This window comes from Sphingomonas sp. BK345 (assembly GCF_014193845.1).
In the GTDB taxonomy this organism is placed as follows: domain Bacteria; phylum Pseudomonadota; class Alphaproteobacteria; order Sphingomonadales; family Sphingomonadaceae; genus Sphingomonas.
Window position 1 is genome coordinate 693,248 of sequence record NZ_JACHZX010000002.1, and the last position, 21,756, is coordinate 715,003.

19 protein-coding genes and 1 other RNA gene are annotated in these 21,756 nt (G+C 70.0%); 13 read left to right on the forward strand and 7 right to left on the reverse strand.

Features of this window, described 5'->3' with window-relative positions:
* Position 1 precedes the first annotated feature (1 nt).
* The 4 genes from FHY03_RS08455 (at position 2) to mdoH (ending at position 3,876) form a co-directional block, all read left to right on the forward strand.
* The gene (locus tag FHY03_RS08455; protein ID WP_183920457.1) at positions 2 to 316 is read left to right on the forward strand and encodes a hypothetical protein; all 315 of its coding nucleotides are present in this window, start codon (positions 2 to 4) and stop codon (positions 314 to 316) included.
* Between the two features lie 39 nt (positions 317 to 355).
* Positions 356 to 453, forward strand: an RNA gene (gene ffs, locus FHY03_RS08460) — signal recognition particle sRNA small type.
* A 97-nt stretch (positions 454 to 550) separates the two neighbouring features.
* Complete coding sequence (locus tag FHY03_RS08465) at positions 551 to 2,062, forward strand: glucan biosynthesis protein (protein WP_183930010.1); 1,512 nt, start codon at positions 551 to 553, stop codon at positions 2,060 to 2,062.
* Positions 2,059 to 3,876 (forward strand): glucans biosynthesis glucosyltransferase MdoH, encoded by a 1,818-nt coding sequence (gene mdoH / locus FHY03_RS08470; RefSeq protein ID WP_311721343.1) that lies wholly within the window; start codon positions 2,059 to 2,061, stop codon positions 3,874 to 3,876. Before FHY03_RS08465 ends, mdoH begins: the two co-directional genes overlap by 4 nt.
* A gap of 65 nt (positions 3,877 to 3,941) precedes the next feature.
* On the opposite strand, the gene FHY03_RS08475 is transcribed toward mdoH, so the two are convergent.
* From FHY03_RS08475 to FHY03_RS08500, 6 genes are all read right to left on the reverse strand, one after another.
* On the reverse strand, positions 3,942 to 4,190 hold the full coding sequence (locus FHY03_RS08475; RefSeq protein ID WP_183930012.1) for a hypothetical protein: 249 nt from the start codon (positions 4,188 to 4,190) through the stop codon (positions 3,942 to 3,944).
* Positions 4,191 to 4,322: 132 nt separating this feature from the next.
* On the reverse strand, positions 4,323 to 5,108 hold the full coding sequence (locus FHY03_RS08480) for an SDR family oxidoreductase (RefSeq protein WP_183920451.1): 786 nt from the start codon (positions 5,106 to 5,108) through the stop codon (positions 4,323 to 4,325).
* Between the two features lie 12 nt (positions 5,109 to 5,120).
* The gene (locus FHY03_RS08485) at positions 5,121 to 6,299 is read right to left on the reverse strand and encodes a zinc-dependent alcohol dehydrogenase (protein WP_183930014.1); all 1,179 of its coding nucleotides are present in this window, start codon (positions 6,297 to 6,299) and stop codon (positions 5,121 to 5,123) included.
* Positions 6,296 to 6,886 carry an SRPBCC family protein gene (locus FHY03_RS08490; RefSeq protein ID WP_183930017.1) on the reverse strand — a complete coding sequence of 197 codons (591 nt, stop codon included), beginning with the start codon at positions 6,884 to 6,886 and terminating at the stop codon, positions 6,296 to 6,298. Before FHY03_RS08490 ends, FHY03_RS08485 begins: the two co-directional genes overlap by 4 nt.
* 97 nt (positions 6,887 to 6,983) lie before the next feature.
* Positions 6,984 to 7,979, reverse strand: a complete 996-nt coding sequence (locus tag FHY03_RS08495; protein WP_183930019.1) for an SDR family oxidoreductase — start codon at positions 7,977 to 7,979, stop codon at positions 6,984 to 6,986.
* Between the two features lie 352 nt (positions 7,980 to 8,331).
* Positions 8,332 to 10,368 (reverse strand): NAD(+) synthase, encoded by a 2,037-nt coding sequence (locus FHY03_RS08500; RefSeq protein WP_183920443.1) that lies wholly within the window; start codon positions 10,366 to 10,368, stop codon positions 8,332 to 8,334.
* A gap of 90 nt (positions 10,369 to 10,458) precedes the next feature.
* Between FHY03_RS08500 and FHY03_RS08505 the strand changes: the two genes are divergently transcribed.
* The 8 genes from FHY03_RS08505 (at position 10,459) to FHY03_RS08540 (ending at position 18,958) form a co-directional block, all read left to right on the forward strand.
* Positions 10,459 to 13,341 carry a PAS domain S-box protein gene (locus FHY03_RS08505; protein ID WP_183930021.1) on the forward strand — a complete coding sequence of 961 codons (2,883 nt, stop codon included), beginning with the start codon at positions 10,459 to 10,461 and terminating at the stop codon, positions 13,339 to 13,341.
* Between the two features lie 90 nt (positions 13,342 to 13,431).
* Positions 13,432 to 14,346: an RcnB family protein gene (locus tag FHY03_RS08510; protein ID WP_260158782.1), complete on the forward strand. Its 915-nt coding sequence runs from the start codon at positions 13,432 to 13,434 to the stop codon at positions 14,344 to 14,346.
* A gap of 57 nt (positions 14,347 to 14,403) precedes the next feature.
* Positions 14,404 to 15,156 (forward strand): 2OG-Fe(II) oxygenase, encoded by a 753-nt coding sequence (locus FHY03_RS08515; RefSeq protein WP_183930023.1) that lies wholly within the window; start codon positions 14,404 to 14,406, stop codon positions 15,154 to 15,156.
* A 1-nt stretch (position 15,157) separates the two neighbouring features.
* Positions 15,158 to 16,198 (forward strand): COX15/CtaA family protein, encoded by a 1,041-nt coding sequence (locus FHY03_RS08520; protein WP_183930025.1) that lies wholly within the window; start codon positions 15,158 to 15,160, stop codon positions 16,196 to 16,198.
* Between the two features lie 149 nt (positions 16,199 to 16,347).
* Entirely contained in the window at positions 16,348 to 16,827 is a 480-nt protein-coding gene (gene rplM, locus FHY03_RS08525; protein WP_183920434.1) for a 50S ribosomal protein L13, read from the forward strand.
* Positions 16,827 to 17,375 carry a 30S ribosomal protein S9 gene (rpsI, locus tag FHY03_RS08530; RefSeq protein WP_132907964.1) on the forward strand — a complete coding sequence of 183 codons (549 nt, stop codon included), beginning with the start codon at positions 16,827 to 16,829 and terminating at the stop codon, positions 17,373 to 17,375. The genes rplM and rpsI overlap by 1 nt, the downstream gene beginning before the upstream one ends.
* Before the next feature lie 297 nt (positions 17,376 to 17,672).
* Positions 17,673 to 18,314: a class I SAM-dependent methyltransferase gene (locus tag FHY03_RS08535; protein ID WP_260158784.1), complete on the forward strand. Its 642-nt coding sequence runs from the start codon at positions 17,673 to 17,675 to the stop codon at positions 18,312 to 18,314.
* On the forward strand, positions 18,314 to 18,958 hold the full coding sequence (locus FHY03_RS08540; RefSeq protein ID WP_183930029.1) for an Mpo1-like protein: 645 nt from the start codon (positions 18,314 to 18,316) through the stop codon (positions 18,956 to 18,958). The genes FHY03_RS08535 and FHY03_RS08540 overlap by 1 nt, the downstream gene beginning before the upstream one ends.
* A 141-nt stretch (positions 18,959 to 19,099) precedes the next feature.
* Here the strand turns inward: FHY03_RS08540 and FHY03_RS08545 are convergent, their stop codons facing one another.
* Complete coding sequence (locus FHY03_RS08545; protein ID WP_183930031.1) at positions 19,100 to 20,755, reverse strand: aminotransferase class III-fold pyridoxal phosphate-dependent enzyme; 1,656 nt, start codon at positions 20,753 to 20,755, stop codon at positions 19,100 to 19,102.
* Positions 20,756 to 20,793: 38 nt separating this feature from the next.
* On the opposite strand from FHY03_RS08545, the gene asd reads away from it, so the two are divergent.
* Positions 20,794 to 21,645, forward strand: coding sequence for an archaetidylserine decarboxylase (gene asd, locus FHY03_RS08550; RefSeq protein WP_183920428.1), 852 nt, complete (start codon positions 20,794 to 20,796; stop codon positions 21,643 to 21,645).
* Positions 21,646 to 21,756: the final 111 nt, after the last annotated feature.

Sequence of the window (21,756 nt, forward strand, 5' to 3'; positions counted from 1 at the left end):
CATGAGATGGATGATGATGGGCCTCGCCGGCGTACTCGCGGCGACCTCGCTGGCACCGGCGGCGGAGGCGCAGCGCTGGCGCGACGATCGCGGCTGGCACGACAACGGCCGCCATCGCGGCTGGGACCGCGGCGACCACCGCCGCTGGGATCGCGAGCGCCGCTGGCGCGACGACCGCCACTGGCGCGGCGACGGCCGACGCTATGGTTGGAACGGCTATGGCCGTGATCGCGGGTGGGATCGGGGCCGTACCGTCTGCCGCTGGCAGGACGGGCGCTACGGCCCGGTAAAGCGGTGTTTCCGCGTCCGCGGCTGACGCGGGCTTGATCGCGCCGCCCGGCTTCGCCATATGGCGCGCGGGAGTCGGGCGGACGTGGTCGTCGCCAACCTGGTCAGGTCCTGACGGAAGCAGCCACAACGATTTCGCCGCGGGTCGTTCCGGCTCCCACCTTTGCCAGCATCGCGACCGGCCACTCCGCTCGTCACCTTACCGGGTCGACACATCGCTGCGGCGTTGCAACAAAGCGCGGCGTCGCCTGTTTCGCTACGCATGCGAAACTTCTCCCGACGCGACCTGATCAGCACGGCCGGCGGCGCTTCGCTGGTCTCCAGCCTCACCTGGGCCGCGCCGGGCCTCAGCCAAAGCGGGGGTGGCGAGACACCCTTCTCCTGGGCCATCCTGCAGCAGCGTGCCGCCGCGCTGGCCAAGCGCCGCTACCAGCCGCCGCGCGAGAGCGCCGCTGCCAAGGCGCTCGACTTCGACGACGTTGGCACCATCCGGTTCAAGCCCGATCGCACCGTCGCGGGCGGCATCCGGCTGTTCCCGCTCGGCAACGGCGCGGTTACGCCGGTCGCGGTCAACCTGGTCGAGAACGGTCGTGCACGCCCGATTGTCTTCTCGCCCGAGCTGTTCGAGGGCGGCAAGGTCTCGCCACCGCCGGGCTTCGCGGGTTTTCGCGCGATGGAGACGGGACGCGAGAGCGACTGGCTCGCCTTCCTCGGTGCGTCCTATTTCCGCAGCGCCGGGTCGCAGGACCAATATGGCCTGTCGGCGCGCGGCATCGCGGTCGACACCGGGCTCGCGCATGAGCAATTCCCCAATTTCACCGAGTTCTGGATCGAGCGCGCGGGCGACCAGAGCTATACCATCTACGCGCTGATGGACGGCGAGAGCCTCACCGGCGCCTACCGCTTCGTCAGCCGCCACCCCAAGGCGGTGGTGCAGGATGTGTCATCGGTGCTGTTCCTGCGCCGCGCGGTCGAGCGGCTCGGCGTCGCGCCAGTGACGAGCATGTTCTGGTACGACGACCGCACGCGCCGCGGCGCGACCGACTGGCGACCCGAGATCCATGACTCGGACGGTCTCGCGCTGATCAGCCGCGAGGGCGAGCGCGTGTGGCGGCCGCTGCGCAACCCGCCGCAGCCCGCCACGGACAGCTTCGCCGCGGACGACGTGCGCGGCTTCGGCCTGCTCCAGCGCGACCGCAACTTCGACCATTATCAGGACGACGGCGCCTTCTACGACAAGCGGCCCAACCTGTGGGTCGAGCCGCGCGGGTCGTGGGGGCAGGGGCGCGTGATGCTCTACGCCTTCCCGACCGACAGCGAGACGGTCGACAATGTCGTTGCCTTCTGGACTCCAACGGCGCCGGTGCGTGCGGGCCAGCGGCTCCAGTTCGACTATCGCCTGACCTGGACCTCGGACGATCCGAGCCTCGACCGCGCCGCGCACGCGACCGACATGTGGGTCGGCGCCGCCGGCCGGCCAGGGCTGCCGGCGCTGGCGGGGGCGAGCAAGCTGGTGGTCGACTTCGTCGGTGACTCACTCGCCGGCCTCGATCGCGACAGCAAGGTCACCGCCGAGATCGGCGTCACCCGCGGTACGCTGCTGCACAGCGCGGCCTACCCCGTCGTCGGGCAGCGCAACCGCTGGCGTGTCACCGCCGACATTCGCCCCGCGGCCGCGGGCGGCACCACCGGCCCGGTCGACGTGCGGCTGTACCTCAAGCGCGGCGAGGCGGCGCTGAGCGAGACCTTGCTCGTGCCGATCTACCCGGCGTGAGCGCGCTGCCGCCGCGGCTGCCCCCCGAGGCGCCGCTCGCGATGCCCGAGCAGCGTTTCGACGGTCCGCAACCGCTGCCGTCGGCCCCTCCGCCGATCGTAGGCGCGATCGGCTCGCCGACCGACGTGCTCGCGCGCCGCGCCATCCTGGTGCTGCTGACGCTGGTGCTGGCGCTGTTCGCCTCTACCTCGCTCAAGGAATCGGTGCTGAGTGACGGCATCGGCGTGACCGACGCGATGTTGCTCGCGATCTTCTTCCCGCTCTTCGCGCTGCTCGCCTTCGGCTTCATCAACGCCACCGTCGGCTATGTCGTGCTGACGACCGGTCTGCACCCCGGCTTCCGCCCGGTACCGCGCTGGTCCGAGCCCTTGCAGGGGCGCACCGCGGTGCTGATGCCGGTGCACAACGAGGACGTCGCCGACGTGTTCGGTCGGCTCGCGCATATGGCGGACGCGCTCGAGCGCGCCGGTGCGGCGGGGTCGTTCGACTTCTTCGTGCTGAGCGACTCGGCCGCCGACAATGAGGCGGAGGAACTCGCTGCCTGGGAAATCCTGTCGCGCCGGAGCGCCTGCGCGATCTATTATCGTCGGCGCACCGAGAATGTCGGGCGCAAGCCGGGCAATATCGCCGAGTGGCTGCGCCGCTTCGGCGCGAGCTACGACTATATGCTGATGCTCGACGCCGACAGTCTGATGGGCGGCGAGACGATCCTCGGTATGGCGCAGATCATGGACCGGCGCCCCGCCGTGGGTCTGCTCCAGACCGTGCCGCAGGTCACCGGCGCCCGGACGCTGTTTCAGCGCTGGATGCAGTTCGCCAGCCGCATCTACGGCCCGATCGCGACCGCGGGGCTGGTCTGGTGGTCTGGTCCAGAGGCGACCTTCTGGGGCCATAACGCGCTGATCCGCGTCCGCGCCTTCGCCGAGAGCTGCGGCCTGCCCGTGCTGCCTGGCAAGCCACCTTTCGGCGGCACGATCATGAGCCACGACGTCGTCGAGGCGGCGCTGCTGCGGCGGCGCGGCTGGCGCGTCCACATGGTGATGACGGAGGATACGTTCGAGGAATATCCGCCGACGATGATCGATGCCGCGGTGCGCGACCGCCGATGGGCGCAGGGCAACCTCCAGCATCTCGCGCTGCTGCATGCCTCGGGCTTCCACTGGATCAACCGTCTCCAGCTGCTGCTCGGCGCGGCGGGCTATCTCGCCTCGCCGCTGTGGCTGCTGCTGATCACGGTGAGCGTGGTGCAGGCGGTGCGGGGTGAGCGAGGGCTGATGTCGGGTGATTCGACCGGCACCGTGCTGTTCGTCACGCTGGCGCTGCTGTTCGGCCCCAAGCTGCTCGGCGTGCTCAACGCCATCGCCGACGTGCGGCTGCGGCGGTCGATGGGCGGGACGGGCGCGATCCTGCGCTCGGTCGCGCTCGACGTGCCGCTCTCGACGCTCGCCGCTCCCGCAATCGCGCTGACTCAGACGATCGACCTGATCGGCATCACGCGTCAGCGCCGTGCCGAGTGGCAGCCGCAGAATCGCCGCGGCGACTCGCTCGCCATGGCGGCCATCCTACCGCGCTACCGCTGGCATATCGGGCTGGGAGTGCTGCTGCTCGCGCTGACGCCGCTGATGCCGCTCACCGCGTTGTGGCTCGCGCCGGTCACGCTCGGGCTGCTGCTGTCGCCGCTGATCGTGCAGTGGACCGCGAGCGAGCGTTGGGGTCGGCGCGCCGCGGCGGGTCGGCTGTTCCTGACCGACGTTGGCGTGCCCGAGCCGCAGCCGCTGCCGATCCTCGATGGAGCGGCCGGTCGCGGCACCTGAGCCTGCCACGAAAAAGGGGAGCGCCCGACTGGGCACTCCCCTTCCTCGTCAAGCGATCGGTCAGCTCAGTTGCTGTCCGAGTCGTCACCGTCGTCGGCGATGATGATGATGCCGGCGACGACCGCCGCAGCGGCCACGGCCGCCACGATCAGCCCGCCGCCCGCGAGCGCCTTGCTGTCCTTCGAGGTCCCCGCGCCGGCGCGAGCCGACTTGGCGACCGACAGGCTCGCTGCCGGGTTCGCCGGCGCAGCGACCGCCGGAGCGACCGCGAGCGAGGCGGCAGCGGCCGCGACCAGATACTTACCGATCTTCATTACTTATCTCCCCGGAAGGAGCGGCTCGTTTTCCATGTCGCCGCTTAGAAGGCAATTCTGAACTGACCCAAAACGCGACCGGTTGATGACGACGAGCGGCCACGTGGCGCGAACGCCGGCGATCGACCCCGCTCACTCCTTCGCGGTGCCGGGTTCCGCCATGTTGCGGTGCATATGCGCGGTCACCTCGGCGGGCAGGACGTGTGCCGCCGCGGCCTGGAGCTTGTTCTTCCAGCCCGACACGATCGAGTGCTTGCCCGCCATCAGCGCGTCCCAGCCGTCGCGCGCCACCTTGGCCGGATCGGACTTGCTGTCCGAGGTGCCGACGTCGGTGTCCATCATGTCGGCGCGATCGAAGAACTCGGTATCGACCGGACCCGGCATCAGCGTGGTGAGCGTGACGCCCGCGTGGTCCTTGAGCTCGTCGCGCAGCGCGTCGGTGAAATGGTCGACGAACGCCTTGGTGCCGTTGTAGACCGCCTGGAAGCTGCCCGGGATGAAGCCGGCGATCGAGCCGGTCACCAGCACCTTGCCGTCGCCGCGCACGACCATCTGCTGCAACACCTTCTGGAGCAGATAGGTGGTGCCGGTGATGTTGGTGTCGACGACACGCTTCCAGTCAGCCACGTCCTGGTCGAGGAAGGCGCGGCCGAGCCCGACCCCCGCGTTGGCGCAGAGCAGGTCGATCGGCCGGCCGCCAGCGGCGGCGAGCAACTGGTCGACGCCGTCGATCGTAGCGAGGTCGGCCTCGACCGAGCTGACCTGCGTGCCGAACTGCTCGAAGTCCGCCGCTGCGGCGTCGATCAGCGGCTCGTCGGCGACGACGAGGATGTCGTAGCCGCCCTGCGCCGCGAGCGTCGCCAGCTCGAAGCCGATACCGGTCGAAGCGCCGGTAATGATCGCGAATTTATCCGCCATGTCTGTCTCTCCTCAGTCCAGACCGGGCTTGAGCACGATCTTGGTGACCTCGTTCTGCTGGTCGTGGAACATCTTGTAACCCTTGGGCCCTTCGCTCAGCGGCATCCGGTGCGAAATCAGGAACTCGGTGTCGATCTTGCCCTCCAGGATCGCCTGGAGCAGCGCGGGCATGTAATGCTGGACGTGGGTCTGCCCGGTCTTGAGCGTCAGCCCCTTCTCCATGAAGGCGCCGAGCGGCCATTTGTCGACGAACCCGCCGTACACCGCCGGCATCGAAACGCGACCGCCCTTGCGGCAGGCGATGATCGCCTGGCGGTTGGCATGCGCGCGGTCGGTGCCAAGGAAGGTGGACGCCTTGATCTGGTCGAGCACGTTGTCGACGAAGAATCCGTGCGCCTCGAGCCCGACCGAGTCGATCACCGCGTCGGGCCCGATCCCGCCGGTCATCACCATCAGCGCCTCGTAGACCGCGCTCTCCTCGAAGTTGATCGTCTCCGCGCCGAAGCGCTTGGCGAGCGCGAGCCGGTTGGGGAAATGATCGATCGCGATCACGCGCTCCGCGCCCATCAGGAAGGCCGACTGCACCGCGAACAGCCCGACCGGGCCGCAACCCCAGACCGCCACCGTGTCGCCCGGCTCGATGTCGGCATTCTCCGCCGCCATCCAGCCGGTGGGCAGGATGTCCGAGAGGAACAGCACCTTGTCGTCCTCGATGCCGTCGGGGATGACGATCGGGCCGACGTCGCTGAACGGCACGCGGACATATTCCGCCTGGCCGCCGGCATAGCCCCCGGTCATGTGGCTGTAGCCGAACAGTCCTGCCATCGGCTGGCCGTACAGCTCCTGCGCGATATCCTGGTTGTCCGCGGGCAGGCCGTTGTCGCAGGCCGAATATTGGTGCTTGGAGCAATGATAGCAGCTGCCGCACGAGATGGTGAACGGCACCACCACACGCTGCCCCTTCTTCAGCGTCGACTTGGGGCCGACCTCAACCACCTCGCCCATGAACTCGTGGCCGAGCACGTCGCCCGACTGCATCGTCGGGATATAGCCGTCGTAGAGGTGAAGGTCCGAACCGCAGATCGCGGTGGACGTCACCTTGATGACGCAGTCGCGCGGGTTGACGATGCCGGGATCGTCGACTGTGTCGACGCGGACGTCATGCTTGCCATGCCAGGCGATCGCCTTCACAGCCCCATCTCCTCATATTGCTGGCGGTTCATCGCGGGCGTGGCGATCTCGCCGGTCTCGAGCAGCTGCTTGAGCCGCCGCAGGTCGCGGCGTGCCTGGATCGCCGGCTCGCGCTGGAACATCTTGGCGATCACCTTGCCGATCACGCCGCCAGGCGGATCGTAGAGGATCGTCGCGACCAGCACGGTGCCTCGCGCGCCGGCGTCGTGGAACTCGACTTTGCCCGAGTTGGGCACCTCCGCGCCGTCCTCGCTGGTCCAGGCGAGGAGCTTGTTCTCCTCCTCGGCGGTGAGGCGCGCGTCCCACTCGACCGTGCCGCCCGCCGGCGCCTTCACGATCCAGTGCGAACGTTGCCGGTCGAGCACGTCGATCCGCTCGACATTCTCCATAAAGCTGGGGAAATTCGCGAAGTCGCGGAAATAGGCGAACACCTCCGCGACCGGGCGGTTGATCGTCACCGCGCGCGCGGTGATCTGTGTGCCGCTCGCCTCAGGGATCGAGGCTTTGGCGCGCTCGACGGCGTCGCGCTGTTTGGAGGTGGCAAGGGGTGCGTCGTCGGACTGCTGGTGGAGCAGCTGGTCGGCCATAAAGGGCTCCTTCGTGTCTGCTGCCCCACCAAGCGCGCGCTGTCGAGTTGTGTTCCTCGCTAAAATCAACGACTTGATCTAACTCAATCGGCTCGTCTCACGGATTGCCCTTGCCGCCGTGCGCGCCCACCGCGGTGCCGGTGGAGAAGCTGGTGCCGTCCTCCGCCAGCGCGACGTAGAGCGGGGCGAGCTCGGCCGGCTGGCCGGCGCGGCCCAACGGCGTGTTCTGCCCGAACTCGCCCATCTTGCCCGGCAGCTGGCCGCCTGCGACCTGTAGCGGGGTCCAGATCGGCCCAGGCGCCACCATGTTGACGCGAATGCCCTTCTTGGCGAGCTGCTTGGCGAGCCCCTTGGTGAAGATCAGGATTGCCCCCTTCGTGGAGGCATAATCGAGCAGCTCGGGCTCCGGCTCGTAGCTGTTGACCGAGCCGGTGTTGATGATCACCGAGCCGGGCGGCATCGACGGGATCGCCGCCTTGGCGATGCGGAACATCGCGAAAATGTTCGTCTCGAAGGTGCGCACCATCTGCTCATCGCTGATCTCGAAGATATCCTCCTTGCTCTGCTGATAAGCGGCGTTGTTGACGAGGAGGTCGAGTCCGCCGAGTCCGCGCACCGCATCGGCCACCAGCTTGGTGCAGGCGCGCTCGGTGCGGATGTCGGCCGGCAGCAGTACCGCCTTGCGCCCGGCCTGCTCGATCAGCGCCTTGACCTCCTGCGCGTCGGGCTCCTCGGTCGGAAAGTAATTGATCGCGACGTCCGCGCCCTCGCGCGCGAAGGCGATCGCGGCGGCGCGCCCCATGCCGCTGTCGCCACCGGTGACGAGCGCGCGCCGACCGGTGAGCTTGCCCGAGCCGCGGTAGCTTGTCTCGCCGCTGTCGGGGCGCGGGTTCATCTTCGACTGCAGCGCCGGCCAGGGCTGGCGTTGCTCGGGAAAGGGCCGGTTGGTGTATTTGGTACGCGGGTCGCTGAGCTTTGCCGGGCCGGACGGCTGCGCGCCGGCGTCTTGTGCCGCCGCGGTGGTGGCGGTGAAGGCGAGGCCGGCGGCAGCGCCGCCCAGGATGGTGCGGCGCGTCGTGCCCTGATCGTCCATGTCGCTGATCTCCAGAGAGGATTTGCGCCGAACGGGTGAGAGGCGCGGAGGTTCAGGGAGGGACGGGCGACGGCGCGTGAATGTTGCGAATGTTGAGTCGCTGGCAGGGCGGCGGGGCGACAGTCGGGGGGCATCGCTAACGATGTCGACCATGTCAAAGAGCGGGCGCCGGGATAGCTCGACCACCGCCCCGTAGGACAGGCTGAGATCCTCCCCGGCGCGGGAAGGGGGACCGCCGGCGACGCCGGTGGTGGAGGCGAATTTTCACGCAGCGCAGCGCCTGCGGAAGCTCCTCCACCCCCGCGCTGGGCGCGGCGGTCCCCCTTCCCGCGAGCGGGGAGCATCTAGGCCATCACGGGCCGTTCGCTGCCAGCTCCGCGAGCCATGCCTTGGCGGTACCGTCCGAGGGCGCGCGCCAGTCGCCGCGCGGGGACAGAGCGCCGCCCGCCGACACCTTCGGCCCGTTGGGGATCGCCGAGCGCTTGAACTGGCTCGTCTGGAAGAAGCGGACGAGGAAGCGCTCGAGCCACAGTCGCACCGTGTCGAGATCATAGGCGGTGCGCGCCGCCTCGGGATAGCCGATCGGCCAGCGTCCCTGATCGACGTCGCGCCACGCGTGCCACGCCAGGAACGCGACCTTCGACGGCGCCAGCCCATGGCGGATCACGTAATGCGCGAAGAAGTCGTTGAGCGCGTACGGCCCGATCTTGCTCTCGGTGCTCTGCAGCTCCTCGCCCGGGACAAGCTCGGGCGAGATCTCCTGCGACAGGATGGCATCAAGCACCGCGTTGGTCGGCGCGTCATATTGGCCAGTCGCGATCGCCCAGCGGATCAGGAACTGGATCAGCGTCTTGGGGACGCCAGCGTTGACCGCATAATGGCTCATCTGGTCGCCGACGCCATAGGTGCACCAGCCCAGCGCCAGCTCGCTGAGGTCGCCGGTGCCGACCACCAGCCCGTCGCGCTGGTTCGCGATGCGGAACAGATAGTCGGTGCGCAGCCCTGCCTGGACGTTCTCGAAGGTGACGTCATACACCTTCTCGCCGCGGCCGAACGGATGCCCCATGTCGGCGAGCATCCGCGTGGCGGCGGGGCGGATGTCGATCTCCTCGGCGGTAATGTCGAGCGCGTCCATCAGCTTCCAGGCGTTGCTCTTGGTGCCCTCGCTGGTGGCGAAGCCGGGGAGGGTGATCCCGAGGATGTCGCCGCGCGGCCGTCCGAGCCGGTCGAGCGCCTTGGCCGCGACGATCAGCGCGTGCGTGCTGTCGAGCCCGCCCGACACGCCGATCACCAGCCGCTGGGCGTTCGCCGCGACGAGCCGCTTGGCGATGCCCTCGACCTGGATGTTGAACGCCTCGTAGCAATCCTCGTCGAGCTTGGCGGGATCGTTGGGCACGAACGGGAAACGGCGCAGCTCGCGCTCCAGCCCGACATCGGTAAAGTCAGGCCGGTGCGCGAAGCCGACACGGCGGAAGCGCGTCTCGGGATGGCCGAGCAGTGCGGCGCTGTCGTTGAACGTGCCGTTGCGCAGCCGCTCCTGCGCGAGCCGCTCGAGGTCGACGTCGGCGATCACCAGCTCGGGCTCGTGCGCGAAGCGGGTCGATGCCGCGAGCAGCTCGCCGAGCTCGTGGACCGTGCCCTGACCGTCCCAGGCGAGGTCGGTAGTGCTCTCGCCGGGCCCGGCGGCCGAATAGACGTAGGCGCACATCGCGCGCGCCGACTGCGACGCCGACAGCATCATCCGCTCGCGCGACTTGCCGATCACCACGTTCGAGGCGGAGAGGTTGGCGCACACCAGCGCGCCGGCGAGCGCGCCGAGCGTCGAGGGCGGGGTGGGGGACCAGTAATCCTCGCAGATCTCGGCGTGGAGGACGAAGCGCGGCAGGTCGTCGGCGGCGAACAGCAGGTCGGTGCCGAACGGCACGTCCGCATCGCCGAGCCGGATCGTCAGCCCGGTCAGCCCGGCGCCGCTCGCGAACCAGCGCTTCTCATAATATTCGCGGTAGTTGGGGAGGAAGGTCTTGGGCACTACGCCGAGCACGCGGCCGCGCGCGATTGCCAGCGCGCAATTGTAGAGGCGCCCCTCGCGCTCGAGCGCGGCGCCGACCAGCAGCACGGGGCGCAGCTCGGCGGAGGCTGTCACCACGCGCGCGATCGCGTCGCGCGTGGCGCGCTGCGACGCCGACTGGAGGTGGAGGTCGTCGATCGCGTAGCTGCTCAGGTTGAGCTCGGGGAAGACCACGAGGTCGACCGCGCCCGCGTGCGCGCGCCGCGCCAGCGCGATCGTCTGCTCCGCGTTGAAGGCGGGATCGCCGACGCTGGCTGGCGGGGTGGCCGCGGCGACGCGCAGCAGGCCGTGGTGGTGGATCGAGCGGAAAGCCGGGTTCATGTCACAGGCCTAGCCGCCCGCGCGCCGCCTCACCACCCGGCGCATCTTAACTTCTCTCAGTCGCCACGCCGCGCTAGGCTGGCCGACGCGATGAACCAACCGCTAACCTCGGCGAGCGACCCGGCTTTATTGTTCGCGCACGGCGGCGAGATGGGCCAGCGAATCCTGGCGCACGACTGGTCGGCCTCGCCGCTCGGCCCGATCGCCGGCTGGCCCGCGGAGCTGCGCAACGCGCTCGCGCTGGCCTTGCCCGCGCGGATCGAGATCGTGCTGTTCTGGGGGCCCGACTACGTCGCGCTCTACAACGATGCCTATGCGCCGACGATCGGCGCCAAGCACCCGCGCGCACTGGGCCGCCCGGCGGACGAGTCGTGGAGCGAGTTGTGGGACGATCTCGAGCCGCTGCTCGCGCACGTGCGCACCAGCGGCGAGACCTTCGCCGCCAAGGACCGCCCCTTCTACATCGAGCGGGCAGGGCAGGGCGAGACGGTGTATTTCGACGTCAGCTACTCGCCGGTACCGCTGGCGGACGGCAGCGTCGGCGGGGTGCTGTGCATCGTCTCGGAGACAACCGCTCGGGTGCGCGCCGCGCGCGCGATGGCGGAGGACCGCGAACGGCTGCGCGAGATGTTCGATCAGGCACCCGGCTTCATCGCGGTGCTGCGCCAGCCCGGCCATGTCGTCGAGCTCGCCAATGCCTCCTACCGCCGGCTGGTGGGCGGGCGCGACGTGGTCGGCCGCGCGCTCGCGGAGGCGGTGCCCGAGGTGGCGCAGCGCGGGCTGATCGACAAGCTTGACGGCGTGGTGGCGACGGGGCGACCGTATCGCGGAACCGAGGTGCCGCTGCTGCTGCCGCGCGGCGACGGCGGCAGCGAGGAGCGCCGGCTCGACTTCATCCTCCAGCCGGTCACCGATGCCAAAGGGGCGGTTACCGCGGTGTTCGTCGAGGGCACCGACGTCACCGAGCGGCATCGCGCCGAGAGCGCGCTGGCGCTGAGCCGCGACTCGCTCGAGCTCGCTACCGAGGCGGGCGAGATCGGTACCTGGGACTATGATCTCGCCGCTGACCGCTTCTCCTGCTCGCCGCGGACCTGGGCGATGTACGGAATCGAGCCGGGGCCGGCGCAGTCGCTCGCCGAATTCGCAGCCTTGCTCCACCCCGAAGACCGGCCGCGCGTACGGCAGGCCTTCCTCGCCACGATCGATCCGGCGCGCCGCGCGCGCTACGACATCGAGTATCGCACCCGCCCCGCGCCCGACGGCTCGACCCGCTGGCTCGCGGTGCGCGGGCGCGGGCTGTTCGAGGACGAGCGCTGCGCGCGCGCGATCGGCACCGTGATCGACGTCACCGCGCGCAAGCGCGAGGCCGACGCGCTGCGCGAGAGCGAGGCGCGCTTCCGCATGCTCGCCGACAGCCTGCCCGCGCTGGTGTGGCTGACCGACGCCGAGCTGAACCTCACCTTCGCCAGCGAGGGCTTCCGCGCGATTCTGGGCGTCGCGCCCGGCGAGGTGGTGACGGGCGGCTGGCTCTCGCTCCTGCCGAGCGAGCTGCGCGCGGCGGCGGCGCGGCGGCTGGTCGAGCGGCAGCGCGCGCGCGACCCGCTGAGCGGCGACTATCGCCTGCTCACGCGCGCGGGCGGCGAGCGCTGGGTCCATGCCGAGGCGCGCGCGCGCTTCCTCGGCGGCACCTTCCTCGGCTATGTCGGCTGCGCCATCGACGTGACCGAGGCGCATCTCGCCGGCGAGCGGCTCGAGGCGCGGGTGGAGGAGCGCACCGCCGAGCTCACCCGCCAGATCGCCGAGCGCGAGAAGGTGGAGGAAACGCTCCACCAGCTCCAGCGGCTCGAGGCGATCGGCCAGCTCACCTCGGGCGTGGCGCACGACTTCAACAACCTGCTCACCGTGGTGCTCGGCAACGTCGAGATGGTGTCGCGCGCCGCGGCACGCGGGCCGCTGACGCCGCGCGCGCTCGAGCAGCTCGATCATGTCCGCGCCGCCGCCGAGCGCGGCGCGACGCTGACCGCGCAGCTGCTCGCCTTCTCGCGCCGCCAGCGGCTCGAAGCCAAGGTGGTCGACCTCAATGCCGCGGTGACGGGGCTGGTGCCGCTGCTCGAGAGCACGCTGGGGCGCTCGATCGCGATCGAGGCGGCGGTGTGCGACCAGCCCTGGCCCGCCATGGTCGACCCGACCCAGCTCGAGCTGATCCTGCTCAACCTCGCGATCAACGCGCGTGATGCGATGCCGGGGGGCGGCACGCTGCGGGTGAGTACCGCCAACGTGTCGCTCGGCGCGCCGGTGCGGCCGGAGGAGCCGTCCGCGGGCGATTATGTCCGGGTCGCGGTGAGCGACACCGGCACCGGCATGACGCCCGAGGTGCTGGCGCGCGCGTTCGAGCCCTTCTTCACCACCAAGGAGGTGGGCAAGGGATCGGGGCTGGGCCTCGCGCAGGTGTTCGGCTTCGCCAAGCAATCGGGCGGGGGCGTGCGGATCGACACCCGGCCGGGCGAGGGCACGCGGGTCTCGGTCTACCTGCCGCGCGCCACCATGGCGCCGAGCGAGGCGCCGGTCAGCGAGCCGCGCGGCGCTGGCGGCTCGGTGGCGCGACGGCGCGTGCTGGTGCTCGACGACGAGGATCGCGTGCGCGAGATCACCGCCGACGCGCTGCGCGACGCCGGGTGCGGCGTGGTCGAGGCGGCGGACGGCGCCGCCGCGCTCGACGCGCTCGACGCCGATCCCGCGATCGAAGCGGTGGTGGCGGACGTAGCGATGCCGGTGATGACCGGGGTGGAGTTCGCGCATCGCGCGCGCCAGCGCCGGCCGACGCTGCCGGTGTTGTTCGTCACCGGCTATGCCGACGCCGACGAACTCGCCGACGTGCCCGCGCCGCAGGTGATCCGCAAACCCTACACGCGCGCCCAGCTCGTCGAGCGGCTCGCCGCCCTGCTCGCGGCCGCGGATCTGTCCCAGGGCTGACTGGCCGGTTCAGCGATCGTTCTGTCATCGCGCGCTAGACCGTGCGCATGATGGGGCCGGCTGGTGCGCCGGCGAGTGAGAGTAAGGGCCATGATCAAGGCGTTGGTGGTGGGGCTGCTGGTGGGCGCCGGTCTGGTGCCAGCGGCGGCGTCGTCGCAGCAGGGAACGCTGCGCGACGCGATGCGCGCGCGCATGCAGGCGCGGGTCGAAGCCCGCGGCGAGGCGCCGCGCGAGCCTGGGCCGCGGGCCCCAGCACCGATGCCGCGCGGCGAGTGGAACCGTCCCGACCGTCCGGAGCGGGTCGATACGGGCGGCTGGCCGCGACGCGACACGGGGAACGGCGGACGCGGCGGCGACCGTGCCGGCTGGGCGGCGCCGCCGGCGCCCACTCCGGCACCGGCGCCGCGTCCCGGCGCGCGGCCAGGCGGTTGGGGCTATGGCGCCGCGCCGGCGGTACGCGGTGACGGTGATCGCTCGCGGGCCGAGTGGCGCAGCGGGCGCGACCGCTCGCCCGGCTGGGACCGCCGCGACGACGCGCGCACCCGCGCCGACGGCGACTGGCGCAGCGCGCGATCCGGCGACGGCTGGGAGCGGCGCGACTTCGACGACGGCGCCTGGCAGCGGCGCGACCGCGGCAACTACGCCTGGGGCAATGGCGGTAACGGAAGCTGGGGCGGTCGCGACGATCGCGCGCGTTGGGACCGCGACTGGCGGCGCGACCAGCGCTACGACTGGAGCGGCTATCGCAGCAGCAACCGCTATGCCTATCGCCTACCGCGCTACTACGCGCCCTACGGCTGGGGCGGCGGCTACACGCGCTTCGGCATCGGCGTGCGGATCGCGCCGACCTTGTTCGCGCGCAGCTACTGGATCGATGATCCCTACGCGTATCGCTTGCCCGACGCCTACGGCCCGTACCGCTGGGTACGTTACTATGACGACGCGCTGCTGGTCGACCTCGACAGCGGGCAGGTGGTCGACGTAATCTACGACATCTTCTGGTGAGGCGAGCGAGGGCGCGGGCGCCTTGCGTGTCGCCGCGCGCCGCGCGATGGAGCCGGCATGGCCCTGACGACCCTTCCCCCGGGCGGTCCCTCCACCGCGCGCGCCGCGATCGGCGCGGCGGTGGCCGCCAAGCTCGATGCCGATGCCCGGATGCAGCGCCTGCCCAGCGAGCGGGTCGCGGCGTGGCGATGCCTCGACTTTCTGGACCAGGCCTGGTGCGACTGGCTCATCCAGGTGATCGACTCGAACCGCCGTCCGTCATCGCTGCTGAGTGACCGCGGCGATCCCAACAATCGCACCAGCGAGAGCTGCGACATGGACCGGTTCGCCGACGGCATCCGCCAGGTCGACGAGTCGATCGCCGCCTTGCTGGGCATCGCGCCCGAGTATGGCGAGACGATGCAGGGGCAGCGCTACGCTCCCGGCCAGCTGTTCCGCACTCACCACGATTATTTCCACGAGGGTGAGAGCTATTGGCCGCGGATGCGCGAGAATGGTGGGCAGCGCACCTTCACCGCGATGATCTATCTCAACGAGGTGGAGGAGGGCGGGGCGACGTGGTTCCCACAGGGCGGGCTGCGCGTATCGCCGCGGCGCGGGATGCTGCTTGCCTGGGACAATATGAACCCGAACGGAAGCCCCAATACCGCCACGCTGCACGAGGGCATGGCGGTGGTGGAGGGCACCAAATACGTCGTCACCAAGTGGTTCCGGGAGGAACCCTGGGGCCGCGCCGGGCGGGCGGCGGCGGAGGCTGCCGCAGCCGCCGCCGCAGCGTCGACGGGCGCGCCCGCCTCTGCTAAGCGGTGACATGCTTCAGGCCAGCCCCGGTTTCTCGCTCAGCACCCGCCCGCGCGCGATCGCGCGCTGGCTCTACTGCGTCGCCGCGCTGATCGTCGCGATGGTGGTGGTCGGCGGCGTCACGCGGTTGACCGAGTCCGGGCTGTCGATCACCGAGTGGAAGCCGATCTCGGGCGTGATCCCGCCGCTCACCACCGCGCAATGGCAGGCCGAGTTCGCCAATTACCAGCGCATCCCCGAATATCAGCAGCTCAACCGCGGCATGACGGTCGACGGCTTCAAGGCGATCTTCTTCTGGGAATATGCGCACCGGCTGCTTGGTCGCGTGATTGGTCTGGCCTTCGCGCTACCGCTGCTGTGGTTCGCGGCGAAGCGCCAAGTGCCGCGCGGCTTTGGCTGGCGGCTCGGCGCACTGCTCGCGCTCGGCGGGCTTCAGGGCGCGATCGGCTGGTGGATGGTCGCTTCGGGGCTGTCGGTGCGGACCGACGTCAGCCACGTGCGGCTTGCGGTGCATCTCGGCACGGCGCTGTTCATCCTCTCCGGCATCGTCTGGACCGCGCGCGACCTCGTGGCGCTCGCCGACAACCCGCTGGCGCGCCCGGCGCCGCTGCGCGCGCTGCCGGGGCTGGCGCTCGCACTGCTGGCGGTGCAGATCGTGTTCGGCGCCTTCACCGCGGGGCTCGACGCCGGCTATGCCTTCGCCAGCTGGCCGCTGATGGGCGACGCGCTGTTCCCCGCGGGGACGCCGATGGTCACGCCGGCGTGGCGCAACGCGGTGGACAACCCGATCGTGGTTCAGTTCATCCACCGCTGGTTTGCCTTCGTCGCGGCGGCGGGGCTGCTGCTGCTGGCGCATCGCGCGCGGCAGGCGCGCGCTCACCGTGCCGCGGCGGCGGTGGCGGTGCTGGTGGCGACGCAGATCGCGCTCGGCATTGCGACCCTGCTCAGCGGCGTCGACCTGCCGATCGCGGTGGCGCATCAGGCCAATGCCGCGCTGCTGCTGATCGGCACGGTCGCGGCGGCACATGCCGTGAGCCGCCACCGCGCCTGATCGATCCTCAGGTATCATAATACCCGTCGACAAAGCCGCGGAAACCTTGACTTCACGGCCTCGTGCCGGCAATGCACCGCCATCGGCGCGCAGGCCCGGCGGGGCGGCGCGTCTTTTCTATTTGAACGCGAAACGAGGTCACAGGCACCATGAAGGCGCTGATGAAGACCACCAAGGCGGCCAAGCCGCATGAGGTGGAGAAGAAGTGGCACATCGTCGACGCTGACGGCCTGGTGGTCGGTCGCGCCGCGGTGGTGATCGCCAACGTGCTGCGCGGCAAGCACAAGACCAGCTTCACCCCGCACGTGGACTGCGGTGACAATGTCATCGTGATCAACGCCGACAAGGTGCGCTTCACCGGCAACAAGCTTACCGACAAGGTCTATTACAAGCACACCGGCTATGCCGGCGGCATCAAGGGCACCACGCCCGCCAAGGTGCTCGAGGGGCGCTTCCCCGAGCGCGTGCTCGAGAAGGCGGTCGAGCGGATGATCCCGCGCGGCCCGCTGGGTCGCCAGCAGATGCGCAACCTGCGCATCTACAAGGGCACCGAGCACCCGCATGAGGCGCAGAACCCCGCGGTGCTCGACATCGCCGGCATGAACCGCAAGAACAAGGTGGGCGCATAATGTCCGACAACCGCCAGTCCCTCTCTGATCTCGGTGCGGCGCTCCAGCAGCAGCGCGAGGTTCAGACCGACGCCGCCGACGCCTCGGCCGAGGCCTATCTCGCCGGCAGCATCGACGAGCCGGTCCAGCGCGCTCCGCTGCGCGCGCAGGAGCTCGACAAGCAGGGCCGCGCCTATGCCACCGGCCGCCGCAAGGACGCGGTCGCGCGCGTGTGGCTCAAGCCGGGCTCGGGCAAGATCACGATCAACGGTCGCGACCAGGAGATCTACTTCGCGCGTCCGACGCTGCGTCTCGTCATCAACCAGGTGTTCGGCATTACCGAGCGCGAGGGCCAGTATGACGTGGTCTGCACCGTCAAGGGCGGCGGTCTGTCGGGCCAGGCCGGTGCGGTGAAGCACGGCATCAGCCAGGCGATCACCAAGTATGAGCCGGTGCTGCGCGCGCCGGTGAAGGCGGCGGGCTTCCTTACCCGCGACAGCCGCGTCGTCGAGCGCAAGAAGTACGGCCGCGCCAAGGCGCGTCGCAGCTTCCAGTTCTCGAAGCGCTAAGCGGATACTGCCTTGTGCTCCTGCGGACGCAGGAGCCCAGAGCCACGGGCACCAGCCTTCGCCGCCTTGGGTTCCTGCATGCGCAGGAACACGGAGCGACGGGGAAAGCAGACAGGGGCGGTCCGGCGACGGGCCGCCCTTTTCGCATCTGGCGCATGTCACTTCGGTAACAGCGGCGTGACAGCGCGTTTCACCGATCCGTCGTGAAGCTGACACGCAACGAGTGGAGAGAGGTCGGACATCACCGTCGCCCGCTCGCGGGTCCAACGAAGGTAATGCGCTGACATGACAGCAGTGATGACGACGGCCGGGGTCGCCCAGGCCTATGATCGCTGGGCCCCGATCTACGACCTCGTGTTCGGGCCCGTCTTCCGCCAGGGCCGCGCCAGCGCGATCCGCGCCGCCGACCGGATCGGCGGCCGCGTCCTCGAGGTGGGGGTGGGCACCGGCATCTCGCTCCCGGGCTATGCGCGCACCAGCCGGGTGACCGGGATCGATATCTCCGAGGACATGCTCGACAAGGCGCGCGCACGCGTCCGCCGGCAGAACCTCCACCATGTCGACGCGATCCGCGTCGGCGACGCCGAGGCGCTCGACTTCGCCGACGAGAGCTTCGACGTCGTCGTCGCGCAATATGTCGTCAGCGCGGTCGCCAACCCGGCGCGCGCGCTCGACGAGTTCGCGCGCGTCTGCCGGCCGGGCGGCGAGATCGTGATCACCACGCGCGTCGGCGCCGAGAAGGGCGTTCGCGGCACGATCGAGAAGACGCTGATGCCGGTGACCAGCCGGCTCGGCTTCCGCACCGACTTCCCCTTCGCGCTCTACGCCGACTGGATCGCAGGACGCGACGACGTCGCGCTAACCGAGCGCCGCGAGATCCCGCCGCTCGGCCATTTCTCGCTGGTGCGCATCGCCAAGCTCGACCGGGAGGACCAGTGATGCCGACGATCCGCAAGCTCCGCTTTGAGGACGAGCAGGGCAACCCCGGCTTCCGCGCGCAGCTGAAGGAGCAGCGCTGGGACGACCATCGCTTCTACCACCACAATCTGGTCAACCAGAGCCTGCACTTCGTCAGCGCCTGCACCTTCCTGGTGGCCTATGCTTTGCTGTTCGTCGACGCCGCGCTGGCGAGTCTGCTCGCTTGGGGCGTCGCGATGACGAGTCGACAGGCCGGGCACTTCTTCTTCGAGCCCAAGGACTATGACCACGAGAACGGGGTCAGCCACGAGTATAAGGAAGAGGTGAAGGTCGGCTACAATCTCACGCGCAAATATGTGCTGATGGGCTTGTGGCTGGCGATCCCGCTGGTGCTGGCGGTCGAGCCGACGTTGTTCGAGCTGCTCGAGCGACCCGATACGGCGCTCGACTTCCTCCGCCACGTCGGCTTCGGCTGGCTGTGCTTCGGGGTGGCGGCGATCCTCTTCCGCGTGACCCAGCTGTGGATCGAGCGCGACCTGGAAACCGGGATCGTCTGGGCGACGAAGATCGTCACCGATCCGTTCAGCGACTTCCGCCTCTATCGCACCGCGCCCGCGCGGCTGCTCAAGGGCGAGCGCAGCGAGGATCACCACGCGGCGGCGTGAGGCTGCGAGCGGGCGACTTCCTTTCCTCAAGCGCTGTTCGCCGGCGAAAGCCGGGGTCCAGGTGGGAAAGCCGTCGTGAGTATCGCGGCCGTCCCCCAACTAGGCCCCGGCCTTCGCCGGGGAACAGTCAGGAGCAGCGTTTCACCGCCCCAGCCGCACCCGCAGCGACTCAGCGAGCGCCATCCGGCGCAGCTGCTTGTCGCTGACCGCGGGTCCGCTCCACCAGCCGTCCGCCTGCATCGCGCGCGCGGCGGCGACGAAACGGCGGACGATCTCGTCGAACAAGGCCTCGTCCACGTCGAGGCTGAAGATCAGTCGCCCGGTGCCGACCCAGCTCAGCGCCAGCCCCTCGGCGCGGAGGTAATATTGCAGCATCCAATTGTAGCGCGACGGCCGCGTATACAGCACGGTCCAGATCGTCGAGAGGTTGGCGACCGCGACCGGCAGGTCCTCGGCGGCGAGCGCGGCGTTGAGCTGCACCGCGCGCGCGTCCCACTTGGCGTCGAGGCCGTCGTACAGCGCCTGTACCGGGCGCGTCTCGAGCCGGCGCAGGAACGAGTCCATCGCCGCCATCACATAGGGATGCGCGTTGAAGGTGCCGCGGGCAAAGCAGATGTCGACCGGCCGATCGTCACGCCAGCGCTGCATCAGCGCGGCGCGCCCGGTGAGCACGCCGACCGGCAGCCCGCCGCCCAGCGTCTTGCCCCAGGTGATCAGGTCGGGTTCGACTCCGACGCGGCGCAGCAGGCTGCCCGGCGCGAGCCGGAAGCCGACGAACACCTCGTCCGCGATCAGCACGATCCGGTTGGCGCGGCAGGTCTCGGCGAGGCGGTGGAGCCAGCGCGCATAGCCGTCGAGGTCGGCGCCGGCGCGGCGGGCGCTGTCGACCAGCTGGCTGTCCGATGGTGCGCCGGCGTTGGGATGGAGCGCCTGGAGCGGGTTGACCAGCACGCAGGCGATGTCCTTGCGGGTGGCGAGCACGCCCAGCGTCTCGTCGCTCATCTCGGCGAGCGTCAGCGTGTGGTCGGCGGGGAGGGGGTTGCCGATGCCGGGCTGCACGTCGCCCCACCAGCCGTGATAGGCGCCGGCGAAGCGCACCAGCCGGCGCTTGCCGGTGTGATAGCGCGCCAGCCGCACCGCCTGCATCACCGCCTCGGTGCCCGACATATGGAACGACACTTCGTCGTGCCCCGACAGCGCGCGCAGCCGGCGGAGGTTGTCGGCGACCACCGGGTGATAGGCGCCGAGCAGCGCGCCGAGCGGCTCGGCGGTGGCGACCGCCTCGCGCAGCGTCTCCTTGTAGAAGTCGTTGCCGAACAGGTTGACGCCGTAGGAGCCGGTGCAGTCGATCAGCCGGTTGCCGTCGAGGTCGATCAGCCACGCGCCCTCGGTCCGTTCGACGAAGGCGCCGGTCGGCAGCTTGGCGCGCACCACCTCGGCGAAGGGGAAGGGGACACGGTAGCGTCCGGTGAACTGCAGGTCGGACAGGCCCGCGCGCGTTTCCGCGGTGTGCGCGAGCGTCTGCGGGAAGCGTTCGGCGTAATGCTCGCTCAGCCGGCGGAAGCCGCTGCGCCGTCGCGCCGCGACCGCGTCGTCGCAGCCGTCGGCGCGGAAGAAGCGCGCCTCCGGGTGGCTGTAATAAGGGATCTGCCCCGCGACGCGCTTCGCCATACGGCCGTGCCCGCCGAGCGAGCGATGTTTGGCGCGCGACAGGCGCAGCCGCTCGCGCCCCTTGCTGACCGCGAACAAGGTGGTGGCGACCGCGCCGGCCACCGCGACGAACGTCTTCTTCTCCATGCCTCCCCACAGACCCTCACGATGACGCAGGTGTGACAATGCGCTCGGCTTTCCTCCGCCTGCTGCTGCAGGAGGATCTCAACTTCCTGCTGACCAATCGCATCCCGCGGCGCTGGGCGACCAAATTGGTCGGGCGCATCGCCGCGGTGGAACATCCCCTGGTGGCGCGACCCGCGCTGGCGGCATGGCGCTTCTTCTCCGACGTCGATCTCTCCGACGCCGCCACTACCGAGTTCCGCTCGCTACGCGACGGCTTCATCCGTCGGCTGCGCCCCGGCGCGCGCGCCTATGACCGCGATCCGACGACGCTGGCGAGCCCGTGCGACGCGATCCTCGGCGCGCATGGCCGGATCGAGGGTGATCGAGTCTATCAGGTGAAGGGCTTCCCCTACCGGCTCGGCGAGCTGGTGCCCGAACCCGCGCTGGTCGATCGCTTCCGTGACGGCTGGTACGTGACGCTGCGGCTCACCGCGGCGATGTACCATCGCTTCCACGCCCCCGCCGACCTGACGGTGGAGGGCGTGACCTATCTCTCGGGCGACTGCTGGAACGTCAACCCGATCGCGCTCCGGCGGGTGGAGCAGCTGTTCTGCCGCAACGAGCGCGCGGTGATCGAGGCGAGCGCGGGCGGGAGGCCGCTGCTGCTGGTGCCGGTCGCGGCGATCCTGGTGGCGAGCATCCGGCTCGGCTTCCTCGACGTCGAGACGGTGCTGCGCGAGCAGGGCAGCGCGCGCGTGGCGTGCGACGCGCGGATCGGAAAAGGCGAGGAGATGGGCTGGTTCGAGCACGGCTCGACCATCCTGCTGTTCCTGCCGCCCGCGGCGGAGCTGCGCGCCGGTCTGCGGCTCGGCGACACGATCCGCGCGGGGCAGGTGCTGGCGGACTGGTGAGGCGGACGAGGGGGCTGTCTCCGCCTTTCCCGCTGGCGTCATCCTGAGCTCGTCTCAGGATCCACCGGTCCGCGTACCCTTCGGCTTCTGAGTGCGCGGCGCCGTGGATCC